We start from the raw sequence: 24,772 nt of genomic DNA, 5'->3' as shown, positions 1-24,772 counted from the left end.
CAGGGCATGCTACTCTTCACAGATTTGACCGCCCTTACTGGCGGTACCTTGCTGCAAACGCCCGCCGCAGAAGCCCGCGTTCAGCACCTGCTCCTCGACAGCCGGCGCGTGGGCCAACCGGCCGGGTCGCTGTTCTTTGCCATCCGCGGCGCTCAGCACAATGGCCACCGCTACCTGCCCGACCTGTACCAGCGCGGGGTGCGCCTGTTTGTTGTAGATAGGGAAGAGGAAATTCTGGGGGGCAAATCTGCTTTCCCCGAGGCTGGCTTCTTGCTGGTTGACGATAGTTTGGCCGCCTTGCAAACCATAGCAGCCGGGCATCGAAGGCAGTTTGCTATCCCGGTGTTTGGCATTACAGGCTCCAACGGCAAAACTATCGTGAAAGAGTGGCTGGCGCAACTGCTCAGTTCCGACGAGCTGATTTGCAAAAGCCCGCGCAGTTACAACTCCCAAGTAGGGGTACCGCTGTCGGTGTGGGAACTGAACGCAACGCACACGTTGGGCATCTTCGAGGCCGGCATTTCGGAGCGCGGCGAGATGAGCAAGCTGGCCCGCGTGATCCAGCCTACATTAGGCATTTTCACTAACCTTGGCACCGCGCATGATGCGGGCTTTGCCTCTCCAACCGAGAAAGTAGCCGAGAAAATGCAGCTGTTTACAAACGTAGACACGCTCTTCTACTGCCGCGACCACGAAGCTATCCATGCGGCGGCCCAGCGTATCCTTACGCCGGCACGCACCTTCACTTGGAGCCGCCATCATCCGCACGAGGCGCACGTGGCCGTCACCGTGGCGGAGGCCAGCGCCGACCGTACCGTAGTGCGCGTCAATCTGGCCAGGCCCCGACCACAGGAGCACACCTTCACGCTCCCCTTCGCCGATGAGCCCTCGGTAGAAAATGCTCTCCACGCCCTGACCGTACTGCTGTGGTACGCCGTGCCCGCCGCCGAGATTCAGCACCGCTTGGACCGTCTGCTTCCCGTAGCTATGCGCCTGGAAATGAAGCAGGCCTTCAACGACTGCTACGTTCTCGACGACACCTACAACAATGACCTCGCCGGCCTCACCCTAGCCCTCGATGCCTTGGCCCGTCAGCCTCGCCGCGGGCAGCGCACCCTTATTCTCTCCGATGTGCTCGAATCGGGCTTACCAGCGGCGGACTTGTATGCGCGAATAGCCGCGCAGCTGCCGGCCCACGGCGTAGGTCGGCTGGTTGGCATAGGGCCAGCTATTAGCCAGTACCAAAGCTTGTTTGCCAATTTGCAGGGGGCTTTTTTTGAGACAACCGAAGACTTTCTTGCTGCCTTCCAACCTGACCAGTTTCGGCGGGAAACCATTCTGGTAAAAGGTGCCCGCCGCTTTGGCTTTGAGCGAATTGTAGCCGCTTTTCAGCAGAAGATTCATGGAACAGTGCTGGAGGTGAACCTTGATGCCCTGGTCCACAATCTCAACTACTACCGCGCCCGCCTCGCGCCCAGCACCCGCCTGATGGTGATGGTAAAGGCCTTCGCCTACGGCAGCGGCAGCTACGAGGTAGCCAACCTCCTTCAGTTTCACCGGGCCGACTACCTGGCTGTGGCCTACGCCGATGAAGGTGTGGAGCTGCGTCAACACGGTATCAGTCTGCCTATCATGGTGATGAACCCCTCGCCCGACAGCTTCCAAAAGCTGCGACAGTATCACCTGGAGCCCGAAATCTACTCCTTTGAACGGCTGCATGATTACCTGCAAGCCGCCCATGATCAGGCGTTGCCCGCTATTCACTTGAAGCTTGATACGGGCATGCATCGCCTGGGCTTTGCCGAAGAAGATATAGAGGATCTCTGCACGTTGCTGCGCGAAAATGCCCCCCAGCTACGCGTCGCTAGCTTCCTGACCCATTTGGCTGGCGCCGATGAAGAGCAGCACAATGCGTTTTCGCGCCAGCAGTTGGCCGCGTTCCAACGCATGACGCCCCGCCTGGAAGCTGCCCTAGGTTATCCTGCCCTGAAACACGCCTTAAATTCAGCGGGTATCGTGCGCTTCCCTGAAGCTCACCTGGATATGGTTCGCTTGGGTATTGGGTTATACGGAGTAGAAGCGACGGGCCAGGATGCGGCGGCGCTGCGGCCGGTCAGCACCCTGCGCACCACCATCTCCCAAATCAAGAAATTGCCCCCCGGCGAGACCGTAGGCTATGGCCGGCGCGGGGAAGCCGCTGACTTCGAGCGGCGTATTGCAACTCTCGCTATTGGCTATGCCGATGGCTATGACCGGCGCTTTGGCAACGGGGTAGGAGAGGTGCTGATTCGGGGCCAGCGCGCCTGTATCCTTGGTAACGTGTGCATGGACATGTGCATGGTTGATGTAACTCATATACCCGACGCGCAAGCCGGCGACTCGGCCGTGATATTTGGTGAGCAACTGCCACTTACTGAGCTTGCGGCGCGTATTGGTACAATTCCCTACGAGCTACTGACTAATGTAAGTGAGCGAGTGAAGCGGGTATTTGTAGCGGAGTAGAAAACAGGACTTCAATAGTTTTACGTAAACTAATTTGTATAATAATAATGCAAATTATAATTTGATATTTTCTGATTTTAATTATAGTTCACAGCTTAGATAATTCTCCTCTTCAGCAAGTGGAGTAAAACATCGAACGTATGAGTTCAAGTAACGCTAAGATTGATTTCCAAAGCGGTTGCACGAATGATTGACTATAAATAGGCGCAACAAATCTATACGAGTTATGCGCAGGTTGAGGACTAAAAGTATGTTCTCGATCTTAGTTTATAAATAAAAACGCCTTGCCAATGGAAAATTCATCTTTTCCTATTGGTAAGGCGTTTTTTAATAACCTCTGGTGCATGTTTTGTATAGGGCCAATTTTCTATTCTGATCCAGTCGCGCTCCCAGCTATTGGCTTGGCGCGCGGGTGTCACTAACGTCCTCTCTCATTCCTCACTCCTCCCTTGCATGAAGAAAACATTTTACTCACTTTGTTTGAGCCTGTGGCTATTACTTGGAGTCCTTCTTACTGCTCCCGCTCATGCGGCCACTCCAGGTTTGGATGGCCTTTGGAAAGGGCCTTTGCCGGTGCCAGGGGGTGAATTAGAGGTAGTTTTTAGAGTAGTGGCTCTCACTGGAGGTTCTTTCTTCGCCACGCTCGATGTGCCGCAGCAAAAAATCAACCGTATGGCCGTCAGTGTTGAGGTGCGGGGCGATACAATCGTATTTGTGGCACCCGAAGCTGGTAGCCAATTTAGAGGGCTGGTTTCGGGTGATGGCAAGCAGCTGACCGGTACTTGGCATCAACCAGGCTACCAAGTAGCTCTGACGCTTGGCTACACATCGGCGCCAGTGAGCACGGCTAAAAACGCCCGCCTAACGCCGCCCTACCGCGAAGAGGAACTAGTAGTACCCAATAAGCCAGCTGATTTGACTCTAGGAGGCATGCTGACTATCCCGGCCGGTCCAGGTCCTTTTCCGGCTGTGGTACTGGTTTCCGATATGGGTGCCCAAGACCGTGATGCTTCAGTAGGTGATTACCGGCCAATGGGTGTATTAGCTGACTTTCTCACGCGCCGTGGCATTGCCGTATTGCGCTTTGATGATCGAGGCGTGGGCAAATCAGGAGGTAACTATAATGCCGTAACGGCAGCCAGCTTAGTAACTGACTTACAAGCAGCATTAAAGGTATTGCGTGGTCGCCCCGAAATTGACTCTTTGAAAGTAGGAGCCGTAGGACACGGTGAAGGGGGCAACCTGGCGCTACTAGCAGCGGCCCAAGCCCAGCCACCTGCTTTCGTAGTCACGATGGCAGCCAGTGGCATGTCGGGTCGCGAACTAGTATTGCGGCAGCAAGCAACTTTACACCGCTCTATGGGCGCTAGCGACACACAGATGCAGTTGGGCGTTATGCGTCGACAGGCTATTTTGGATGTTATCCGTCAAACGCCTGATAATACGAAAGCGCAGCGCTTAGTAGCTATAATGCTGCGGGAAACCAACCCGTCTATCGACATGGAAACAGCTAAGGTTAGCGCGGGTCTGCTTACGACCGATCAGTATCGCTACTTTCTAGACTTCAATCCAACGGACAGGCTTGCCAGTGTAAAGTGCCCAGTACTACTTCTTACGGGCACTGCCGACTCTTATATTGATGCGGATAGCAACTTGGCGTTGTTACAAAAAGGCCTCAGAGACAACCGGAATGTAAATATCCGCAAGTTAGTGGGGGTGAATCATATGTTCCAGGCAGACCCGTCTCAGTGGGTTGTGGTGAACGGTCAGCAGCAGCCTACTTTTTCGCCCCAGGCGCAGGAGGCTATTCGCCAGTGGATCATCGTGCAAGCCACGGAAAAAGCCAGCGCCAAATAGTAGCAGGTTAGATTTCATGGGGGAGGGGCTGCCAAGCTCAACTAAACGCGTGGGGATAAAGCACGTACAAGGGCCTTGTACTATCCCTCCCCCTTATGAAAAAGCACATTCTTTCCGTGTTCGCAGCCGTTGCCCTGTTGTCTAGCTGCGACAACCTGAAAAACCCTTCAACCAAAAACGAACCCGAAGAAGCAACAGCCGATACGGCTGTTGTATACCGGGAAGGCGAAGCTGGTCCAGCTGTTGCCGTGGCTGAAGGCGAGCTAATCGATACTGATAAGCTAAACCTGCCCGACGTAAAATTCCCGGAGATCAATCTGCCGGATGTATCGGTGCGCGGTAACGATCAGTACAGCGTATATGGCTTGGAAGAGACAGTCCTCTTCGATACTGATAAAGCGACGATTAAGCCCAGTGCCAGCAAGGCACTAGAGCAAATCTCTGCTTCTATCGGTCAGCGCTCAGCTGGTAAGCAAATGCGCATTATCGGCCACGCCGACTCGCGCGATACCAAATCCTACAATAAGGAGTTGAGCGAGCAGCGGGCTGAAGCTGTAAAGAACTGGCTGGTTCAGAATGGTAAGATTGATGCTTCGCGCATCACCATCCAGCCAATGGGCGAATCTCAACCGGTAGCTTCCAATGCCACGGCCGCTGGCCGTAAGCAGAACCGCCGCGTTGAAATTGCAGTGGTAAACCGCTAATAGATACACAGGCAGTTACCAACAAAAAAGCCCCCCAGCCTAGGCTGGGGGGCTTTTTTGTTGGTAACATAAACTAATAATGAATAGCTACTCCTAACGTACTACTTAATCATATCTACCTCTGCCTTGATCATGGCGTTGTAGCGTAGGCCGCCAGCGCCGGACAAGGTTAAAAGAGTCCAACCTTTGCCCAATGTGTAGCTCCACGTCCGGCTTTCCTTGAACTCGAAGGTGGGACGCATGATCTGCCCATAGGGCGTATAGTTGTCGTCGAAGTTGGTTGCGTAGAACTTGTCGCCGCTTACAATCCACTCCATGGCCACATAGAATCCTTCGTCGGGCGCGACAATGTTGTACTGGGTCAGATCAACGGTAAACCACTGCCCGCCGCCTGGGGCCGACACGACTACGTTCTCGTTTAGCAGGTCAGAATTGGGCGCGCTATAGTTACCATCGGGAGCGTAAATACGGACGCGGAAAGGCTCGCGTGGGAAACCATGCTCTCCGATGTAAAAGGAAACAGAGCGTACGTTGCCGAGCTTTTTACCCTTTTCATTTTTTACAAAGAACGCATACTGGCTACCGGGCATACCCTGGATCATACCGTCGCCGGGCGTGTTTGAACGAGCGCCTAACTTCAGGTCCTTCACTTTACTGGCTTGTACCTTTACTTCGGCTAGCTCATACACGCGCTTAGACACTTCAATAACCATATCAGACTGGCCTGCGCCGCGCTTTACCAGCACGGCCGTACGCTCGTAGCCGAGTGCCAGCACAATAAGTGAGTCCTGGGCGTTTTTGGTAGGACCATTCATCTGGAAGATGCCAATCTCATTCGTAAGGGCGCCAGATTGCTCTTCTTTCAAACCAATGGAAGAAAACGGGATGGGCTCCTTGGTTTTTTTGTCGATAATACGGCCAGAGAGCCGGTTGTCCTGTGCCATGCTCAAAGCCGGAAGCATCAAGCACAAAGACATAGTAAAGAGTATGCGTTGGAACATAAAGGAAGGTTTACAGACTAGTAGACAAGTTTGTAAGTGGGAGAAGGCAGAGAGAGAATTATTTGGGGAGGACAACCTTGTTAGGCTGTGTCAAGGCGTACCTGAAGTAGGAAAGAGCGCTTGGTGTAGAGCTGTTAGCGCCAACTATAGACAAGCGGCTGATGCAGTGTTATTTATACATGTCTACTTCCGCCTTAATCATGGCGTTGTAGCGCATACCGTTGTTAGCTAGCGTAATTAAGCTCCAACCGCGGCCGATAGTGTAGTTCCAGGTCCGGCTTTCCTTGAACTCGAAGGTGGGACGCAAAATCTGACCGTAGGGCGTATAAGTGTCCATGAAGTTGGTGGTGTAAAACTTATCACCGGTCACGATCCACTCCATGGCCACATAGAATCCTTCGTCGGGCGCGACAATGTTGTACTGGGTCAGATCAATAGTGTACCAAGCACCACCCTTCATAGCCGACACCACTACGTTCTCGGTGAGCAAGTCCGTATTTGGGGAGCTGTAGTTGCCGTCGGGAGCGTAGATGCGAATGCGGAAAGGCTCGCGCGGAAAGCCGTGCTCGCCAATAAAGAAGGACACGGTCCGTACCAAGCCTAGCTTTTTGCCGCGGTCATTCTTCACATAGAAAGCATACTGAGTGCCGGGCATGCCCTGAATCATGCCGTCGCCGGGCGTGTTGGAGCGAGCGCCCAGACCAATCGGCTTTATTTTGCTGGCTTCAACTTTGACAGCGTTCAGCAGATATTCCCGCTTCGGCACCTCAATAATTATTTCCTCCAGATTCTTATCGCCTCTTTTTATCGCAATAGCCGTGCGCTTATAGCCGAGTGCCATCACGATAAGCGAGTCCTTCATATTCTTTTCCAGCATAGCAATCTGGAAGAAGCCGTATTCATTAGTAAGGACTCCAGCCTGCTCTTCTTTCAGCCCGATAGAAGCGTACTGGATAGGCTCTTGAGTGACTTTATCAACTACCCGACCTGAAATTCGGTCGCCTTGCGCAAAGCTGAATAGGGGCAGCGATAAAGCAGAGACGACTAAAAAAAGTACCTGTTTGAACATAGCAGAATTGGGTTGTTGTACCCCAAAACTACAATGAATGTGCCAATGTGGTGGGTGATTTCCTTGAATAATTATACCTGTGCAATTTTCTGATGGAATAATTCTAAGACCTGCTTTTTAACCCCATTCACCTATTTGCGAAAAACCATCTTTTGGCCGAAACCTAAATGGGGCGTACCTTTGTTTGAATCTTGTCTAAATAACCATTTCTGCCTGTGTCTATCCGTTCTACTCGCACCGCTACCACACCCCGTAGTGTAAAAGACCTCCGTGTGGGCGAGAGCGGTACAATATGCTGCCTGCAGGATCCGGAAATGGCGTTAAAGCTGCTGGAGATGGGTTGCATTCCGGGTACACAAGTGCGGTTAAATAGCCGCGCCCCCCTAGGGTGTCCTATTACGCTGGTGCTCGGCGACGAAGATTACACGCTTTCGTTGCGAGTAAGTGAGGCAGCCACTATTTTATTGAAAAACTAACCGGCGCGGATGGCTCGCCTGGCAACTATTCCTACTCCCGTCGCTCCCGCGACCCTCGCCTCAGGTGCTGAGGGTGGCCAAATGTCCCATGCGCACCGCGACCTCACGCGCATTGCCTTGGTAGGAAATCCTAACTCGGGCAAGTCGTCGCTTTTCAATCAGCTTACTGGCCTTAACCAGAAAGTAGGCAACTTTCCGGGTGTAACCGTCGACCGCAAGACAGGTATTAGCCACCTTACGCCCCAGCACCGCGCCGAGATTATTGATTTGCCGGGTACGTATTCCCTCTACCCAAAGAGTCTGGATGAGAAGGTAATTACTGACTTGCTCTATGACCGCGAGTCAGCTCAGTACCCGGACTTCGTGGTAGTGACGGTGGATGCCTCTAATCTGCGACGCAACCTGCTGCTATTTACCCAGCTTGCTGACCTTGGTCTGCCTGCAGTGCTGGCCCTGAACATGATGGATGTGGCCGAGCAACACGGCGTACACATTGATATTGCCGAGCTGCAGCAAGAGCTGGGCGTTCCGATTATTCCAATGAATGCCCGCAAGGGCATTGGAGTAGCGGCCCTCAAAATTGTAATGGCGCAGCAGCTGGAAGCTCCAACGGTGAGTTTCTACGAGCCCGATGAAGCGCTGCTGCCCATGATTCGGCAGATTCGGTACTACTTTAATCTACACAACGATTACTTGGCGCTACACTATGCGCACCAGTTCCGGCACATCAGCTTCCTGACCCCCGACCAGCGCCAGTATGTGCAGGAGCTAGTGGAGCAGTATGGTTTTGAGCCCACGGCTCGCCAAGCTCAAGAAACTATTGCCCGCTACGCCCGGATCAATGAGATTCTGCTAAACGCAGTATCGGTGACGCGAACGGAGCGCAATGAGCCCTACAGCAACAAGCTGGACAAGGTGCTCACGCACCGCGTGTGGGGTTACCTTATCTTCTTCGGCATTCTGTTCATGATGTTTCAGGCGGTGTTTGCCTGGGCCAGCTACCCCATGGACCTAATTGATCAAGGCATTGCTTTGATCAACTCGCTCATTCAAACCAACTTTAACGGGCCGCTGATCAACTTACTCACCGAGGGCGTTATTGCCGGTCTGGGGGGCGTTTTGATCTTCATTCCGCAGATTGCTCTGCTCTTCGCTTTCATCGCGGTGCTGGAGGAAACAGGCTATATGGCCCGTGTTACCTTCATGATGGACCGCATTATGCGCAAGTTCGGATTGAATGGTAAAAGTGTAGTGCCGTTGATTTCGGGCGTGGCCTGCGCTGTACCGGCTATCATGAGCGCGCGCACCATCGAAAACTGGAAAGACCGCATCATCACCATTTTCGTCACGCCGCTGATGAGCTGCTCGGCCCGAATTCCGGTGTATACGGTGCTCACGGCGCTGGTAGTGCCCGACGAGAAAGTGCTGGGTTTCTTTAACTTACAGGGAGTGGTGCTAATGGGTTTGTACCTGCTAGGCTTCTTGTCCGCCATCTTTTCGGCCTTAGCCTTAAAGTTAATCCTCAAGACCCAGGAGCGGAGCTACTTTATCATGGAGTTTCCAGTATATCGCTGGCCGCGCTGGAAAAACGTGGGTATCACCATTGTAGAGAAGGTGAAAACCTTTGTGTTTCAGGCTGGTAAAGTCATTGTTGCCATCTCTGTTATTCTGTGGGTATTGGCTTCATATGGCCCAGGTGAGGCGCTGGAGCAGGCCGAGCAGCGGGTTCGCACAACGGCTGTTCAGCAGCAGCTGACACCGGAGCAAACGGAGAATTTAGTTGCCTCGGAAAAGCTCGAAAACTCGTACGCCGGTTTGTTCGGCCGCACACTAGAGCCAGCTATTCGCCCGCTGGGGTTCGACTGGAAAATTGGTATTGCCCTCATTACCTCTTTCGCTGCTCGCGAAGTATTCGTGGGGACCATTTCCACGATATATAGTGTAGGCCAGGACGCCGATATGCGTACCGTGCAGCAGAAGCTGGCTGCTGAGAAAGACGAAAACGGTCAGCCCTTTTTCACGCCGGCCCGCGCGTTTTCTCTCCTAGTATTTTATGTATTTGCTATGCAGTGCATGAGCACGCTGGCAGTGGTGTACCGCGAAACGAAAGGCTGGAAATGGCCCCTGATGCAGCTAGTGTACATGACCGGGCTAGCCTACGTATCGTCGCTGATTGTATATCAGTTGTTCAAGTAGTGTCAAGCTGGCGCTACTTGCCAATCAGAAATACCGCTGGCTGCTTGTGAATTTCTGGCAGCTTGCCCTTCCAGCCAGCCACCGTGTGAGTGCGCACAAACTCGTTAGAAGCCGTGAGGCTGGCAGCGATGCACAGGCGGGTAGACGGCTGTAAATGAGCCAGCAAATCATCCAACAGCGGCATGTTGCGGTACGGCGTTTCGATGAAAAGCTGCGTCTGGTGTTGAGTGAGGGCCGTTCGTTCCAGTTGCTTTATGGCAGCCACGCGCTTGGCTTTTTCTATGGGCAGATAACCGTGAAAGGCAAAGCTTTGCCCATTCATACCCGAGCCCATTAGTGCCAGTAGCAGAGAGGACGGACCCACTAGTGGCACCACTCGAATTCCCAACTGATGCGCAACGCGGGCCAGCTCGGCGCCTGGGTCGGCTACACCTGGGCAGCCCGCCTCCGATATAATGCCCGCATCCTGGCCTGCGGCTACGGGTTGCAACGCCGTTCTGATTTCGGCTTCCGTTGAGTCTTTATCAATTACCGTAAAACGTAGCTCCTCAATGACATGAGCAGGAGCTACACTCTTCACAAAGCGCCGAGCCGTACGAGCGTTTTCAACCAGAAAATAGGAGAGGGCTGCTACGTGCGTAGCTACCTGCGCCGGCAGTACTTGCGCCGCCGTATCGTCGGCCAAGATGGTGGGAATAAGATAAAGCGTGCCGGACAAGGAGAGGTAGGTTTGGTTGCTTGGTAAAAACGAGTGGGAAAGCTGGTCATGCTAAGCGTCGCGTCGCATAACTGACCTCCGCTAAGCTCTAATTATTAGGATTCCATAAAGGCGTTCACCAACTCAAATACTTTGTCGGGCGCCTCGGCGTGTAGCCAGTGACCGGCGTCCACAATGGTCTCGACCTGAGAGTTGGGGAATAGCGCGGGAATAGTGTGAAGTTTGTCTTCCGTCGTGACGTAGTCCGATTTGCCTCCGCGAATGAATAAAGCCGGTTTCAGGAAAGGCTGGGGGGCATTTATTTCGGCGCCAATGTCCGACATGTGCGTGGTGAGGGCCGCAAGGTTGAGGCGCCAGTCGAAGGAATGATCTTCACGGCGGTACAGGTTTTTCAACAAAAACTGCCGGACTACAGCCGACCGTATGTGTGGAGTCATCATCTCCTCAGCCTGCTGCCGGCTTTCCAGACCGTCAAACTTTACCGCATGCAGGCCAGCCAAGATGCTGTCCTGATGATCCATGGAGGAGAAGCCCGGCGCAATATCCATTACTATCAAACGCGCTAGCAAGTCGGGGTGGTCGAGCGCAAAACGCATCGCAACTTTGCCCCCCATACTATGGCCCAGCAGGGTAGGAGAGTCGAGCTGTAGCTGCGTAAATAGTTTGTACACATCCTCGCTCATTAGCTCATAGCTGTGCTCCGGGGTGTGGGGCGAGCGGCCGTGATTGCGCAAATCGACGGCAATAACGCGGTGATGCTCAGCCCAGCGCTTAGCCAGAGTTTGCCAGTTATCGAGGGTGCCAAATAGGCCGTGCAGAATAACGAGCGGTGAGCCCTGGCCTTGTTCGCGGTAGTGTAATTGCATGGGAAAAGTAGGTCGGTGTTACCTAAGCAAACGTGCTCAACGCTGTTGCGTTGTGGAGGCAATGGTTTAGGTCCAGCAAAACCAGCGTTGACGATGCTCCAACGGCGTGCTGCGTAAAAACTCCGATAAAGGAGCCAGATTCACCAGTAAAGAAGTAAGTGTCAGGACTTCCCCTGTATGCAGGTGCAGACGTAAGAAGTCGTAATTGCTCCAAAACAGCCGCCGCGACTTGCAAGTCACGCGCTCTACGCGCACTAACTCGCTCTGCCGAAACGGAATGCGAACCCGTCCTTCATAGACTTCCAATCGGTTTTCTTTGGGCGCAAACACGAGGGTAGTGTGCAAGTTGCGAGCGTAGTATTGAGCGTGCAACAGCAAGGCTGGCATGGAGAAACCAAGCAAAACGGCCCCCACACTCAGCAGCAGTATTACTTCATAGCCCGCCAACTGAGTCGAGTAAAAGTAAAAGCCCAAATTAGGCAGCCCCACACCCAAGCACAGCAGCGGCCAGAACAGCAGGTAGAATTGCCGCAGAAAAGTGGGCCGGTACACTTTGCTTTTCTGCGAAAAAAAGCTGGTGATAAAGCGCAGTCCAAAGACAATAGCAAACACGAGTACCCCAATCTCCAGTAAGGGCCGCAGTATCTGAAACGTCTTCACCGCTACCGAACCTGAATCCAGGCTTCACCTGGCGTATGCGCGCGCAACGTGCCAAAGGGCTGCAAGTCCAGGCCATACTGCGCGAAAATGCCCCCCACAGCTTCCCGGCCTTCCGGCGCTACGCACACCAGCAAGCCGCCCGAGGTCTGCGGGTCGCAGAGCCACTGCCGCTGTTCGTCGGTGATGGTGCCAATCTTGTGGCCGTAGCTGTCCCAGTTGCGCACGGTACCACCGGGCACCGATTTTTGCAAACGATACTCTTCGGCTTCGGCTAGCAACGGCACCTTGGCAAAGTCAATTTCGGCCGTCACATTGCTGCCTTCGCACACTTCTGATAGGTGACCAAGAAGCCCGAAGCCCGTCACGTCGGTCATGGCGTGCACGCTGGCTAGCTGCCCCAACTCGTAGCCGATTTTATTAAGCTGCATCATCTGCTGGGGGGCAATTTGCTCGTGCTCCGGGCGCAGAATACCGCGCTTTTGGGCCGTCGTCATCATGCCCACACCCAGCGGCTTGGTTAAGTAAAGCTCGCAGCCAGCGGTGGCCGTGTCGTTGCGCTTGAGGTTAGGAATATCGAGCATACCCGTTACGGCCAAACCAAAAATGGGCTCCGGCGAGTCGATGCTATGGCCGCCGGCCAGTGGAATGCCTGCCTCGGCGCAGATGCTCCGGCTGCCTTCAATCACGCGGCGCGCCACTTCGGGGGGCAATTTGTCGATGGGCCAACCCAGCACGGCAATGGCCATCACCGGCCGCCCACCCATAGCATACACGTCGCTGATGGCGTTGGCCGAGGCAATGCGTCCGAAATCGTAAGCATCATCCACGATGGGCATGAAAAAGTCGGTGGTGCTGATAATAGCCTGCCCGCCGCCAATATCGAACACTGCCGCATCGTCGCGGGAGCTGTTGCCCACCAGCAGCTTGTCATTCTGCGGCTGAGGAATGCTGGTATTCAGAATCTGGTCGAGAACTTTCGGCGCGATTTTGCAGCCGCAGCCCGCCCCGTGGCTGTACTGAGTGAGGCGGATTTGGTCGGTTTCTTCGAAGATCATAGGGTCGGGGTGAGATTGGTAATGAAGCATCATTTCTAAAAGTTGACGCACTTCTGGAGTTAGTGCTGCGAGATGCTGGTAGCACCAACTAGGTTTTGGGCGGCCACCCGCACCAGCTCCGCATTTACTGCCGCGTCGCAGGTATCGGAGGGCACACGCACAATCGTGCTGCTGGTTTTGGTATTCAACCCGTAGCCGTAGGTTTTGTCATAATAATCGAGCGCGATATCCACCATTTTCTCCATATCTCCCACCTCAATAGCCGCTAACGCCTCTTTGGTCGCCAACCCACCTAGGCGTTTACCGATGCGCTGAATGGCGGCGGCCAGCTCGGCAGGGTCTTCGCGGCCGTACTCGGCGGCCAGCTTGCGGGTGCGCACGGCTCTGGGTATTTCCAACACAATGAGCGGCGCCGCCCGCATTTGTTCAAACACTGGCTTTGGAATAGTAAGGCGGCCGATAGCTAAGCTCTCGTCTTCAAACCAAGGAGTGGCGCTGGGGGGCAAATTAGCCAATGTAAAAGCCAAGTCATTCTCAAACTGCTCGACGGTGGGCTGGGGCGGCAGCCCAATACTTCCAAATGAAGAGCCCTTATGGCTGGCTAATCCTTCTAAGTCAACAATAGGTTCGCCTTGTCGGGCTAGTTCGTGCAGCACATCGGTTTTGCCGCTGCCCGTCAGGCCGCCCAGCACGAGAAGGGGGCGCGGCTGCGCAAATTGGGCCAGCGCCCAGCGCCGATAGTCTTTGTAGCCTTTATCTAGCAAATGCACCTTGAAGCCAGCCAGCTCCAGCAGCCATAGCACAGCTCCACTTCGCATACCCCCGCGCCAGCAATGCAGGCGAACTTCTTTCTGGGGGGCAATTTTCTGAGCCAGCTTCACCATCTGGCTCATCTTGGGGCCAAAGAAGTTAAGCCCAATATGAATGGCATTTTCCTGACTGACCTGCTTATAAGCCGTACCAATTCGCGCGCGCTCCTGATCCGTAAAGAGCGGCAAGCTCACTGCGCCCGGAATGTGCCCTGCTGCGTACTCCACTGGCGCCCGCACATCCAGGATAGGGGCGTCGGGTGGACCTTGCAGAAAGTCGGAAAGGGAAAGACGGGGCATAGAGTAAGGTTTGGTGGGCAAGCGCGAGCGGCGCGTTCTAATGCTGAACGGCTCACGGTAGTATCATGCAGGCTGAACTGGTAGCAACAGGTAACGCCATAGGTGGCCTGATGCGTTCCTAGACCAATTGCCGTCGATACATCTGAATCGTGTTTTCTAGTCCCAAGTATAGGGCATCGCAGACCAGCGCGTGCCCGATGCTAACTTCTTCCAGGCCGGGCAGGTTCTGCTTGAGGTAAGCCAGATTATCTAAGTCCAGATCGTGGCCGGCGTTTAGGCCTAAGCCCAGCTCCTGGGCCATAATAGCGGCCGTCCGATAGGATGCAATAGCCGCTGCCGGATCCTTCGGGTACTGTTGGGCATAAGCTTCTGTGTAGAGCTCAATGCGGTCGGTACCAGTGCCTACGGCGGCCTTCACCATTGCCGGATTAGGATCTAGAAAGATGGAAACCCGGCAGCCCAACGACTTCAGCTCCGTCACGATGCCCAACAGATAGATCTGGTGTTCTATCGTATCCCAGCCGGCATTGGAGGTGATGGCATCGGGGGCGTCGGGTACGAGTGTTACCTGCTCGGGGCGCACTTCCCGCACCAGATTCATGAAATCGGGCGTGGGGTTACCTTCCACATTCAACTCGGTGGTCACGATCCTTTTGAGGTCACGCACATCTTGGAAGCGAATGTGTCGCTCATCGGGCCGTGGGTGTACCGTGATGCCCTGGGCCCCAAACCGCTCACAGTCGCGGGCCACTTGCAGCACGTCGGGGCGGTTGTGGCCGCGGGCATTCCGCAGGGTAGCGATTTTGTTTATGTTTACGCTAAGCTTAGTCATAATACTGGGCTGTTGCTGACGCTGTTTTTAGCACGTCGTCAAAGATAAGAATGCCACACCGCAAGCTCACTACTTCGGAATTCCATGACGCTGGCCCCTTCCTTTAATTACCGCCCGGCCATATTATTCGTGGGCGCAGCAGCAGCTCTCCTGCTTATTGAACGTTTGGTGACGCTTTCATCTGCTTTCGAAAGTCATACTGCTCTACCTGCCGCCGTTACATTTGATATGGTAGTGGGCATTCCAGCGCTATTTTATTGGTTGATAATACGGCGTTACCAACTGCCTCTGATAACCCTGGCTGCTGCTTTTGGTTGCGCGTTGGCTTTAGGTTATTCTTTGATTCCCGAAGCTCACCAGCAATACCTGGATTGGGCCAGCCATGGCGCAATTGTAGTCGAGGTTGTGCTTGTCGTTACAGCATTTGTCAATCTGCGCCGCGTTGTACACGCTTACCAAGTAGCAGCCAAAGAAAGTGCTGACTTCTTAGAGAATTTGCACAGGGCCTTCACCGGTACACTGGGTAAGTCCTTCTCTCTGTTGGTATTCGAAATAGCCTTGTTTCGCTATGCAGTGCTAGGCTGGAGAGCAAATGTAGAGTGCCAAGCTGGTCAAACCACTTTCAGCGGCCACCGCAACTCTGGCTTTATCGCCCTTATTGCCACCGTCTGTATGTTATCAGTTATCGAGACGGCTGCCGTGCACTTGCTTGTGCAGCGGTGGAGCCCTAGCGTGGCTTGGGTGCTATTCATCCTCGATCTGTACACGCTCCTGTTTCTAGTAGCTCACCTGCACGCCGTGCGGCTGCGCCCGACTATCCTTACGGCTGAAGCGATACTGATTCGGATTGGTCTGGTGTGGAGACTACAGGTAGACCGACACAAGGTGACTTCTATAAAGAGTATTACCGAGGCTCCTACGGATTCTGGGATACTAAACTTAGCTGGGCCGCTTGTAACAAGTCCTAATTTGTTACTCACTTTCGTAGAGCCGGTAACTATAACTGGTATCTATGGCATGCAGCGCTCCGTGCGTTGTGTAGCGCTGTATGTTGATAGACCCGCTGAGCTTGTTCAAATTTTACACAGCGCAAACAAGCTCAGCTAGAACTGATACAGCTTTCCTTCACAAGAAAGCTGTAATCTTGCACCCTAAAATTCCCCTATTATGGCCCTAAAAGAAACCATCGACGCCGCAATAAAGCAGGCAATGCTTGCCAAAGATAAAGTGCGCCTTACCGCTTTGCGCAGCATCAAATCCCAGATTCTGCTGGCCGAAACGGCCGAAGGCTCCCACGGCGCGGCCCTCACGCCTGATGCTGAGATTAAGCTGCTCACCAAGCAAGCCAAGCAGCGCCGCGAAGCCGCTGAAACCTACCAGAAGCAGTTCCGCTCCGACCTCGAAGAAATTGAGCTGGCCGAGCTAGCCATCATCGAAGAATATCTGCCCCAGCAGCTCTCCGAAGCCGATTTGGTTGAGCGCATCGTCGATATTATTCAGCGCGTAGACGCCAAGGGCCCCTCCGACTTAGGTAAGGTAATGGGCGTTGCCGCCCGCGAGCTTAGCGGTCAAGCCGACGGTCGCATGATTTCACAGGTAGTGAGCAATCTGCTCAACAACACGAATGTTTAAATTTTAATAAGGCTGAAGGTGAGGTAGTGAAAAGCGAGGATGCACTTCATCAAGCTCACTTCATTACTTCACCCGTCACTACTTCACGTTGCACCCCATGTCCGGCTTCGACCTCTTTCTGCTGCTTGTAGTCGGCGTGGGCGCAGTGAAGGGTTTTCGTCGGGGCTTGGTGCTGGAGGTGGCCTCGCTGCTGGCTTTCGTGCTCGGCGTGGTGGGCGGTCTGATGCTTTTAAATGATGCCATTCCATTGGTGAGGCACTACGCGGGTGAGGCGTTTGGCTTATTGCCTATCGTGTCGTTTCTGCTGGTATTCGCCCTCATTGGCTGGGGCGTGCATCTGTTGGGCAGCTTCGTGAAAAGCGCTGTGCATCTCACGCCCCTTGGCTTACTTGATAATATCTTGGGCGGAGTCGCTGGCGCCCTTAAATGGGTGTTGGGGCTGAGTTTGCTCCTGCATGGCTTAGGCTTAGCAGGTATCAAGTTGCTCTCGCCCAGCTTGGTCGCCAACTCACAAGTGCTGCCTATGGTACAGCAAGCCACGCCCGTAGCCCTAGAAGTGGTTGGGTTCGTGATGCCTTTTGCCAGCACACTGCTAATCCGCCTGCGGGAGGTGTTTTAACCTAAAGGCAAGGGTACCACTTTCAACTAGTGAATTAAATAGCTGATCATCTGTTTACTGATCGACTATTTACCTGATTTTATTCGTGCGCCTCCTCCTGCTCGACAATTTCGACTCATTCACCTACAACCTGCTCGATTACTTGCAGCAACTGCAGGTGCATGTACAGGTTGTGCGCAATGATGCTTCCTTAGCCGCTATTGAAGCGCTTGACTTCGATGGCATTGTATTGTCGCCGGGGCCTGGCACGCCGGATGCGGCGGGCATCATGCCAGCCGTAGTGCGTGCGTATCATCAGCGGGTCCCGATGTTAGGTGTTTGTTTGGGGCATCAGGCGCTGGGCGAATTTTTTGGTGCTAAGCTCCAGCGGGCCGCGAGGCCTATGCATGGGAAAGTGTCAGAAATAGAAATTGCTCCCCAGGAGCCATTGTTTCATAATTTGCCCCCCAAGTTGAGTGTCACGCGTTATCACTCCTTAATACTCAAAGACTTGCCTGCTTCCCTGGTGCCGCTAGCTCACTCTACGGATTCAGCCCAGGAAATAATGGCCTTTCGCCACCACTCATTACCGCTCTATGGCGTACAGTTCCATCCCGAAGCGTTGCTCACCACCTATGGGTTGGCCTTGCTAGGCAATTGGGTCAAGTGTTGTATCATTGCAAAGGACGCCCGGCCAGCAACCGTCGCGCCCACCCGCTGAGAAGCTGAGAAGATGGAATTGCAGATCAAGGAAAAAAATGGATTTCAGTACGTGGAGGAAGGCACCGGCGAAGTGCTCCTGCTCCTGCACGGTCTGTTTGGCGCACTGAGCAACTGGGAGGCAGTCATCAGCGATTTTGGACGCGATTACCGCGTCATTATCCCGATGCTACCCATTTATGAGATGCCTCTGACCAAAGCCGGCGTACCGGGCTTGGTGGGGTACGTGGAGGAGTTTGTGGCTGAAATGGGTCTAACGCAGCCATTTACTTTGCTCGGCAACTCGCTCGGCGGACACGTAGCACTGGTCTATACCTTGCATAACGCTAAGCAAGTGGAGCGCTTGGTGCTCACGGGCAGCAGCGGCTTGTTTGAGGACTCCATGGGAAGCTCTTTTCCGAAGCGCGGTAATTATGGCTTTGTTCAGCAGCGTGTGGCCTATACTTTCTACGACCCGACGCTGGCTACCAAAGATCTGGTAGATGAGGTGTTCAATGTCACCAATTCCAACATCAAGGTCCTGCGAATCATCAGTATTGCTCGCTCGGCTCAGCGCCATAATTTGGCCAAGGATTTAAGCAAAATTCAGGTGCCTACGCTGCTGATCTGGGGCTTGAATGATACAATTACCCCACCAATAGTGGCGCACGAGTTCCATCGACTCATTGCCGGTTCGGAGCTGCATTTCTTGGACCACTGTTGCCACGCGCCCATGATGGAGCGTCCCGAGGCATTTAATGCCCGGCTGCGGAAGTTTTTGCTTCATACCAAGCACCGGCCCATCGTCAGCTCTGTATCTTAAAGGATAACTTTCTCGTCCTTATGTAAGCTGGAGCCGACTAAAACAAACAAAGTTGGCTCCTTGACGCTTGTTTGCCTTTTGGTTCGTAGCTTATCCGCGTTTACTACTTGTTTCTCAGCCCACTCAATGCATTTTATGCTTGCCGAAGACTTGCTCAACCATATGATTCCGCCCTTGCAGGTGACGGACTCGACAGGGAAAGCTGCCAAATGGCTGGAGGAATTCCACGTGGGACAACTTCCCGTCGTAGATAATCGCCAGTATCGCGGCCTCATCACCGAGTCGGACCTGCTAGACTACGATCAGACGGAGGAGCTACTCAGCCGGCTCACGTTGGGCTATGCCGACGTGCACGTACAGCACGATCAACATTTCTACAACATCATGGAAATAGCTATTCAAAATAAAATTCAGCTGGTACCCGTCCTCGACGAGCAGCGCGAATACTTGGGTGTCGTGACTGTAGGTGATACCCTAGCCGCTCTTGGCCAAATGCCTATTGCCGTAGGGCAGGGGGGCATTTTAGTGCTTTCGATGGACGAACGCGATTACTCGCTTACCCAAATCAGCCGCTACGTAGAGGAGAACAACGCCAAAATCCTGAGTGCCCACGTTGCGCAGGATGAAACGGACCCGTACAAGATTCGCCTGACGTTGAAGCTCAATACGCCTACGCTCACGCGTATCGTGGCTACGTTGGAGCGCTTTGGGTACGTGATTACCGCGCAGTTTAGCGGAGCCAGCGATGTCAGCGAGGGCGAGCAGGATCGTTTCGACGCTTTGCTGAAGTATTTGAGCTTATAGAAAAATTTTGAAATCGTAGCTGGCTAGCTTCTGATAATGAACTAATTATAGTCAAGCAAGGCAATAGCCGGCTTGATAAACAAGGGGAGTGCTCTGTAAGCTCAACGTTGCGGAACAAGAATTGCGCTCCGTTCGACTTTTCATGTTTATTCTGCTACTTAGTTGAGTCTGCTCGCCTGTCTGTTCTCCTTGCTGTTGGGAAGCAGTATTTTGCCCCCCAGACCGGTCCCCGATTCAATTCGCCGCGCGCCCGCTGATAGCCTCATCCGAGCGCAATGTCCACAATACGCAAGGGTGCGGGTTGCCACCATTCTATTTGCCGGCAACGAAGTCACCAAGGAAGTGGTGCTGCGAGCTGAGCTAGACTTTCGTGAAGGTGATACGCTCAACGTAGCAACCCTGGCCGCCCGCCTCGAGAGTAATCGTTTACGGTTGTTTAATCTGCGGCTTTTTCACAACGTAATTCAGCAAACTGTATGTCGCGATGGCGAAATAACGGTGCTCTTCGCCGTGCAAGAACGATGGTATACTTTTCCTATCCCGACTCTCTCTTTCGCCGAGCGTAATTTTAACGCTTGGCTTGATCGTACCGACCGGTGGCGCCGCGTTAACTACGGGCTTTATGTAGTGCGCAGAAACTTTCGGGGGCGCAATGAGGAGATTCGCGCCAACGTACAGCTCGGCTTCAATCGGCGCTATGAGCTTTTCTACGAAGCGCCCGGCTATGGGCCGCGCCGTCGGATTGGCCTCGGGTTCGGGTTATCTTATTCGCGGCCCCGTGCCCTCGATTATGCTACCCTTCGTGATCGGCTGGTTACGTTTCGGCCCGAAGAGGGGGCTCCGCTTGTACGTCAATTCGGCTCAATAGGCCTGCGTTGGCGCCAATCTGTGCAGCGCTTTTCCGCCTTTGATGTTGCCTATTACAAGGAGCGAGTTGCTGATTCTATCATTGAATTGAATCCGGTCTATTTTCTAGATGGTACGCGTCGTGAGTTTCTTGAATTCAGGCTCACTAATACCCTGAACCAGCGCAATACCTTTGCCTATCCTCTTACCGGTCGCTTTGCTCAAATAGCGCTGTCTCACCGGGTTTTCCTAACCCCCAGTACCCCGGATATTACTACCCTTGTGGCTCGTTACTCCCAGTATTTTGCGCTGGGGGGCAATTTTTATTACAACTTCGGGTTGCAGGGCCAAGCGCGAATAACTCAACGCATTGGGTACGCTGACAACCGTGCTTTAGGCTACGACGCGCATGTGCGGGGCTACGATGCATACGTAGTAGACGGCCGACATTACGCGTTGGCGCGGCAAGGTGTGTCGTACCGCTTGTTAGATGCGGGCAAAATAAAGCTTCAGGGTATAGCTAATCCCAAGATAAACAGCCTTCCCTTGGTAGTTTATTTGAATACCTTTACTGATGCCGGCTACGTAATAGCCCGTACGTCCATCCCAAACAATAGCCTGCCTAATCAGCTCATAGCATCCGCCGGGGTCGGTTTGCACTTCGTTACTTATTACGACCGTGTTCTGACTATTGAGTATACCCGTAACGCACGCGGGCAGGGCGGTTTCTTCTTTCGCACCGATTTTCCGATCTAAACATTGCCCGGTGGGTTATTGTAGGTTACTTTTTTGTTATGAAAATCGCCATTATCGGTAAGCCCCTCGACGATTCTACTTTGCCCTTTATGCAGGCATTGCTAGATGACTTGATAGCTCGGCAAACAGAGATTCTAATTGCGGAGTCGTTTCATACTTCGCTTGCTTCACGCCTAGACTTACCCAACGATACCACTGTCTTTCGGCGCGGCGACTCTCTACGTGGGGTGCAATTCGTTTTTAGTATTGGGGGCGACGGCACGCTTTTGGACACAGTAACCTACGTTGGTAGCCTGCAAATCCCAATTTTGGGCATCAATACTGGTCGCCTTGGCTTCTTAGCAACCATTACGCCTGAGCGCATCGCGCACGCTATCGATGCTTTGTTTAAGGGGCATTTTGTAATTGAGGAACGAAGTTTGATCCGCGTAGAGACCGATCCAGAGGTTTTCGGTAAAATTAATTTTGGTCTCAACGAATTTTCCATTCTAAAACGCGATACTTCTTCTATGATCGTGGTACACACCTACATTGATGGTGAGTACCTGAATTCTTACTGGGCCGATGGGCTGATTGTGGCTACTCCAACGGGCTCTACGGGCTATTCCTTGAGTTGTGGAGGACCAGTAATGCTGCCCCAAACCAACAATTTCATTATTGCTCCCGTATGTCCGCACAATCTGAATGTGCGGCCCCTTATCGTATCCGATCGTAGTGTAATATCCTTCGAAATAGAAGGCAGGAGCAATAACTTCCTGCTCTCTCTTGACTCCCGCTCCGTGCCAGTAGAAGCCAATGTGCAGATAGCAGTGCGCCGCGAAACGTTCGGTGCGCGACTCATAAAATTGAATCATGTTAACTTTTTAAGCACCTTGCGCAGCAAGTTGAATTGGGGACTCGACCGTCGCAATCCCGTCGGTACGCCTTTATAACTAGATGGCTATTTGTAATATTTGTTTTTAAAGTTCTTTACAAACCCTACTTTTGTCGCTGACTGCGGTCGCGGCTCTGAGCTAATCACGCATTCTCAACTCTGATATCTCTAACCCTCCTTGGCTTGATTATGAAGCATTTTTTCACCCATACCTTCGTTGCGTTGCTTGTGCTTGCACTAGCAACCAATGAGGCGAGTGCCCAGCAGTTCAATAAGCGGAAACAGTACAATTCCGTAGGCGTGAGCTTAAACGCTATGAACTACTTTGGTGATGTGGTACCAAAAGCGAGCATACCTAGCTTCCGTTTTGCCGCTACCCGGCCCAATGTCGGTTTGACATTCACCCGCCGTTTTGCTCCCCGGATTTCCGGCCGCGCTGGTCTTTCGTATGGCCGTATCACGGGTGATGATATAAAAGCTGCTAACCCAAATGATAATGATGCAAAATTCCGCTACAACCGGAATTTTGCCTTCCGTAACGACATAGTTGAGTTATCAGCAATCGGAGTTTTCGACCTAGTTGAGAATCGCAATACCTATGTGCGTCGTCCCGACTTCGTGCCCTACGTATTCGCTGGTGTAGCTGCTTTTTACCACAATCCTAAAGGTTTGGTAAGAGACAATGCAACACCTGGCCTAAACCCTGGTGATTATGTAGAGCTACAGCCATTGAATACAGAAGGCCAGACTAGTGGATACAGCAAGACGCAGATCTCCATTCCTTTTGGTGGCGGTGTACGCTACAAAATCAACAAAGACTTCGATATTGGCTTGGAAATCGGCTGGCGCAAAACGTTCACCGATTATCTTGACGATGTAAGTGGTAACTTTGCTGACCCTGCAAACCTGCGTACCCCTGAAGCTCGGTACTTCGGTCGGGACATAACGCGTAGCCGTACAGGTGAGTTTGCCGGATTTGATAATCCAGGTAATATGCGTGGCAAGAGCAATGAAGATGACTGGTATATCGTTACTGGTATCACGCTTAACTACATTCTTCAGCCACGCGTGAAGAGCCCGAAATTCCGATAGCCAAAGCCCTGGCTGTCTTCTTAACCCTACAGTCAGTCTAATGCTGCATTCGCTTCCCTTCAAGACACTCCTTATTTGCCTGGTGCAAGTAGGGAGTGTTTTTTTTATCTCATCTGCTAAGGCTCAAAACACCAGCGAGTTAGGCGTTGGTATTGGAGGCCTCAATTACAAAGGTGATTTGTCGCCGGCTTACCAGTTCGAGAACAACAGACCAGCTTTAACAGTATTCTACCGCAGAGATGTTTCGGTACCCATCACGTTGCGGGGGGCATTTACGGGTGGAATGCTTCAAGCAAATGATTTGAATGTAATGGGGTCAAATGGTGACGTGGCTCCTTTGCATAACTATCGACGAGCAAGTATGAAAGGGGGCTTAGCTGAAGCCTCAGCCGTAGTTGAGTACAACTTCTTCGACTTTCACAATCGTAGGGACAAAATTCACTTCACGCCCTACGTGTTTATCGGAGTTGCTGGCTTTTACGCGAACACAAAAACCACCTATGATAGCCCCGCAACGGAAGGATTAAACACTAAGGGAGCTATGTTGGGCGTTGCTATTCCGGTAGGAGCAGGAATAAAGTATGCTTTGTCGCCTCGCTGGAATCTAGGTCTGGAGGTAGGTGCCCGCAAAACGTTTACGGACGAGCTTGACCATCTGAGCGACCAAAACGCGCTTGTGGCTAATCGTCATACCAAGGACTGGTACTTCTATAACGGAGTAAGTGTGTCCTATACATTCTACAAAATCTATTGCCCCGACTAAGTGAGGCGAATCTGTGTTGTCCCGACTTTACAGGGTCAAATGCAACCATTTGCGTAACTTGCAGCCTCTTTACGCAAAAAACAGCAATGGCCGCTCGGTCCGAAATAGACTCTCAGAATTTACCTGCTCACGTTGCCGTTATAATGGATGGTAATGGTCGGTGGGCTAAGCAAAAAGGTGGCCTTCGCATTTTTGGTCACCAAAGCGCTATTACTGCGGTACGGGATACAGTAGAAGGTGCAGCAGAACTAGGCATAGCGTACCTAACGCTTTATGCTTTTTCGACTGAAAACTGGGCTCGACCAGCGTACGAAGTTACTGCGCTCATGCAGTTGCTGGTGCACACCATTCGACAAGAGACGCCCACGCTACTGAAAAATGGCATTCGTCTGGAGTCCATTGGACAAATTGAAAGCTTGCCAGCCTCTTGCCAGCGAGAGCTAGCTGAAGCCAAAGAGTTAACCCAGGGTGGTACCCGCATGACGCTCATATTAGCGTTAAGCTACAGCGGGCGTTGGGATCTAACTCAAGCTATGCGTCGCATAAGTGAGGAGGTGGCTGCCGGCCGTTTGGCACCAACAGCTGTGAACGAAGCTACCATAACTCAATATCTGGCTACGGGGGGCATTCCTGATCCTGAGTTACTAATTAGAACTAGTGGAGAGCAGCGTATCAGCAATTTTTTGCTTTGGCAACTAGCTTATACTGAACTTTATATCACCGATTTGTTGTGGCCTGATTTCCGGCGCGAGCATTTCTATGATGCCATTCAGGCTTATCAGCGCCGCGAACGCCGCTTTGGCAAAACCAGTGAACAACTAACCGTTTCGTAGTTTTTAG

The 24,772-nt window shown here is 52.8% G+C and carries 24 protein-coding genes; 16 read left to right on the top strand and 8 right to left on the bottom strand.

Annotated features, from left to right (window positions below; translation table 11 throughout):
* Window positions 1-6 precede the first annotated feature (6 nt).
* The 3 genes from ACW9KT_RS16410 to ACW9KT_RS16400 all read left to right on the top strand — a co-directional run bounded on the left by ACW9KT_RS16410 (window position 7) and on the right by ACW9KT_RS16400 (window position 5,063).
* Entirely contained in the window at window positions 7-2,502 is a 2,496-nt protein-coding gene (locus tag ACW9KT_RS16410) for a bifunctional UDP-N-acetylmuramoyl-tripeptide:D-alanyl-D-alanine ligase/alanine racemase (RefSeq protein ID WP_457082320.1), read from the top strand.
* Window positions 2,503-3,111: 609 nt separating this feature from the next.
* Window positions 3,112-4,359, top strand: a complete 1,248-nt coding sequence (locus ACW9KT_RS16405) for an alpha/beta hydrolase family protein (RefSeq protein WP_457082318.1) — start codon at window positions 3,112-3,114, stop codon at window positions 4,357-4,359.
* Between the two features lie 95 nt (window positions 4,360-4,454).
* Window positions 4,455-5,063, top strand: coding sequence for an OmpA family protein (locus ACW9KT_RS16400; RefSeq protein WP_457082316.1), 609 nt, complete (start codon window positions 4,455-4,457; stop codon window positions 5,061-5,063).
* A 101-nt stretch (window positions 5,064-5,164) separates the two neighbouring features.
* Here the strand turns inward: ACW9KT_RS16400 and ACW9KT_RS16395 are convergent, their stop codons facing one another.
* The gene (locus ACW9KT_RS16395) at window positions 5,165-6,040 is read right to left on the bottom strand and encodes a carboxypeptidase-like regulatory domain-containing protein (RefSeq protein WP_457082314.1); all 876 of its coding nucleotides are present in this window, start codon (window positions 6,038-6,040) and stop codon (window positions 5,165-5,167) included.
* A 193-nt stretch (window positions 6,041-6,233) separates the two neighbouring features.
* Window positions 6,234-7,133, bottom strand: coding sequence for a carboxypeptidase-like regulatory domain-containing protein (locus ACW9KT_RS16390; protein ID WP_457082312.1), 900 nt, complete (start codon window positions 7,131-7,133; stop codon window positions 6,234-6,236).
* 215 nt (window positions 7,134-7,348) lie between these two features.
* On the opposite strand from ACW9KT_RS16390, the gene ACW9KT_RS16385 reads away from it, so the two are divergent.
* A complete protein-coding gene (locus ACW9KT_RS16385; protein ID WP_457082310.1) occupies window positions 7,349-7,609 on the top strand; it encodes a FeoA family protein in 261 nt (86 codons plus the stop codon).
* A gap of 81 nt (window positions 7,610-7,690) precedes the next feature.
* Complete coding sequence (gene feoB, locus ACW9KT_RS16380; RefSeq protein WP_457082482.1) at window positions 7,691-9,805, top strand: ferrous iron transport protein B; 2,115 nt, start codon at window positions 7,691-7,693, stop codon at window positions 9,803-9,805.
* A 13-nt stretch (window positions 9,806-9,818) separates the two neighbouring features.
* On the opposite strand, the gene ACW9KT_RS16375 is transcribed toward feoB, so the two are convergent.
* The 6 genes from ACW9KT_RS16375 to ACW9KT_RS16350 form a co-directional block, all read right to left on the bottom strand.
* Entirely contained in the window at window positions 9,819-10,523 is a 705-nt protein-coding gene (locus ACW9KT_RS16375) for an SAM-dependent methyltransferase (RefSeq protein ID WP_457082308.1), read from the bottom strand.
* A 95-nt stretch (window positions 10,524-10,618) separates the two neighbouring features.
* Window positions 10,619-11,389 carry an alpha/beta fold hydrolase gene (locus tag ACW9KT_RS16370; RefSeq protein ID WP_457082306.1) on the bottom strand — a complete coding sequence of 257 codons (771 nt, stop codon included), beginning with the start codon at window positions 11,387-11,389 and terminating at the stop codon, window positions 10,619-10,621.
* A 66-nt stretch (window positions 11,390-11,455) separates the two neighbouring features.
* A complete protein-coding gene (locus ACW9KT_RS16365; RefSeq protein WP_457082304.1) occupies window positions 11,456-12,049 on the bottom strand; it encodes a hypothetical protein in 594 nt (197 codons plus the stop codon).
* A gap of 2 nt (window positions 12,050-12,051) precedes the next feature.
* Window positions 12,052-13,104 (bottom strand): selenide, water dikinase SelD, encoded by a 1,053-nt coding sequence (gene selD / locus ACW9KT_RS16360; protein ID WP_457082302.1) that lies wholly within the window; start codon window positions 13,102-13,104, stop codon window positions 12,052-12,054.
* Window positions 13,105-13,163: 59 nt separating this feature from the next.
* Entirely contained in the window at window positions 13,164-14,213 is a 1,050-nt protein-coding gene (gene mnmH, locus ACW9KT_RS16355) for a tRNA 2-selenouridine(34) synthase MnmH (protein WP_457082300.1), read from the bottom strand.
* A gap of 118 nt (window positions 14,214-14,331) precedes the next feature.
* On the bottom strand, window positions 14,332-15,045 hold the full coding sequence (locus ACW9KT_RS16350) for a pyridoxine 5'-phosphate synthase (RefSeq protein WP_457082298.1): 714 nt from the start codon (window positions 15,043-15,045) through the stop codon (window positions 14,332-14,334).
* 84 nt (window positions 15,046-15,129) lie between these two features.
* On the opposite strand from ACW9KT_RS16350, the gene ACW9KT_RS16345 reads away from it, so the two are divergent.
* The 11 genes from ACW9KT_RS16345 (at window position 15,130) to ACW9KT_RS16295 (ending at window position 24,765) form a co-directional block, all read left to right on the top strand.
* Window positions 15,130-16,152 (top strand): hypothetical protein, encoded by a 1,023-nt coding sequence (locus tag ACW9KT_RS16345; RefSeq protein ID WP_457082297.1) that lies wholly within the window; start codon window positions 15,130-15,132, stop codon window positions 16,150-16,152.
* Between the two features lie 60 nt (window positions 16,153-16,212).
* A complete protein-coding gene (locus ACW9KT_RS16340) occupies window positions 16,213-16,677 on the top strand; it encodes a GatB/YqeY domain-containing protein (protein ID WP_457082295.1) in 465 nt (154 codons plus the stop codon).
* Window positions 16,678-16,774: 97 nt separating this feature from the next.
* Window positions 16,775-17,296: a CvpA family protein gene (locus ACW9KT_RS16335; RefSeq protein WP_457082293.1), complete on the top strand. Its 522-nt coding sequence runs from the start codon at window positions 16,775-16,777 to the stop codon at window positions 17,294-17,296.
* 85 nt (window positions 17,297-17,381) lie between these two features.
* Entirely contained in the window at window positions 17,382-17,996 is a 615-nt protein-coding gene (locus ACW9KT_RS16330) for an anthranilate synthase component II (RefSeq protein WP_457082291.1), read from the top strand.
* A 12-nt stretch (window positions 17,997-18,008) separates the two neighbouring features.
* The gene (locus ACW9KT_RS16325; protein ID WP_457082289.1) at window positions 18,009-18,797 is read left to right on the top strand and encodes an alpha/beta fold hydrolase; all 789 of its coding nucleotides are present in this window, start codon (window positions 18,009-18,011) and stop codon (window positions 18,795-18,797) included.
* A 135-nt stretch (window positions 18,798-18,932) separates the two neighbouring features.
* Window positions 18,933-19,601, top strand: coding sequence for a CBS domain-containing protein (locus ACW9KT_RS16320; RefSeq protein WP_457082287.1), 669 nt, complete (start codon window positions 18,933-18,935; stop codon window positions 19,599-19,601).
* A 162-nt stretch (window positions 19,602-19,763) separates the two neighbouring features.
* On the top strand, window positions 19,764-21,203 hold the full coding sequence (locus ACW9KT_RS16315) for a BamA/TamA family outer membrane protein (RefSeq protein WP_457082285.1): 1,440 nt from the start codon (window positions 19,764-19,766) through the stop codon (window positions 21,201-21,203).
* Between the two features lie 38 nt (window positions 21,204-21,241).
* A complete protein-coding gene (locus tag ACW9KT_RS16310; protein WP_457082283.1) occupies window positions 21,242-22,135 on the top strand; it encodes an NAD kinase in 894 nt (297 codons plus the stop codon).
* Window positions 22,136-22,266: 131 nt separating this feature from the next.
* A complete protein-coding gene (locus tag ACW9KT_RS16305) occupies window positions 22,267-23,169 on the top strand; it encodes a DUF6089 family protein (protein WP_457082281.1) in 903 nt (300 codons plus the stop codon).
* A gap of 40 nt (window positions 23,170-23,209) precedes the next feature.
* Entirely contained in the window at window positions 23,210-23,932 is a 723-nt protein-coding gene (porG, locus tag ACW9KT_RS16300; RefSeq protein ID WP_457082279.1) for a type IX secretion system protein PorG, read from the top strand.
* A gap of 86 nt (window positions 23,933-24,018) precedes the next feature.
* The gene (locus ACW9KT_RS16295) at window positions 24,019-24,765 is read left to right on the top strand and encodes an isoprenyl transferase (protein ID WP_457082277.1); all 747 of its coding nucleotides are present in this window, start codon (window positions 24,019-24,021) and stop codon (window positions 24,763-24,765) included.
* Window positions 24,766-24,772: the final 7 nt, after the last annotated feature.

It is taken from the genome of Hymenobacter sp. HD11105 (assembly GCF_054051685.1).
Note: the sequence above shows the minus strand (reverse complement) of the source record. Positions and strands in the feature narration are given on the sequence as shown.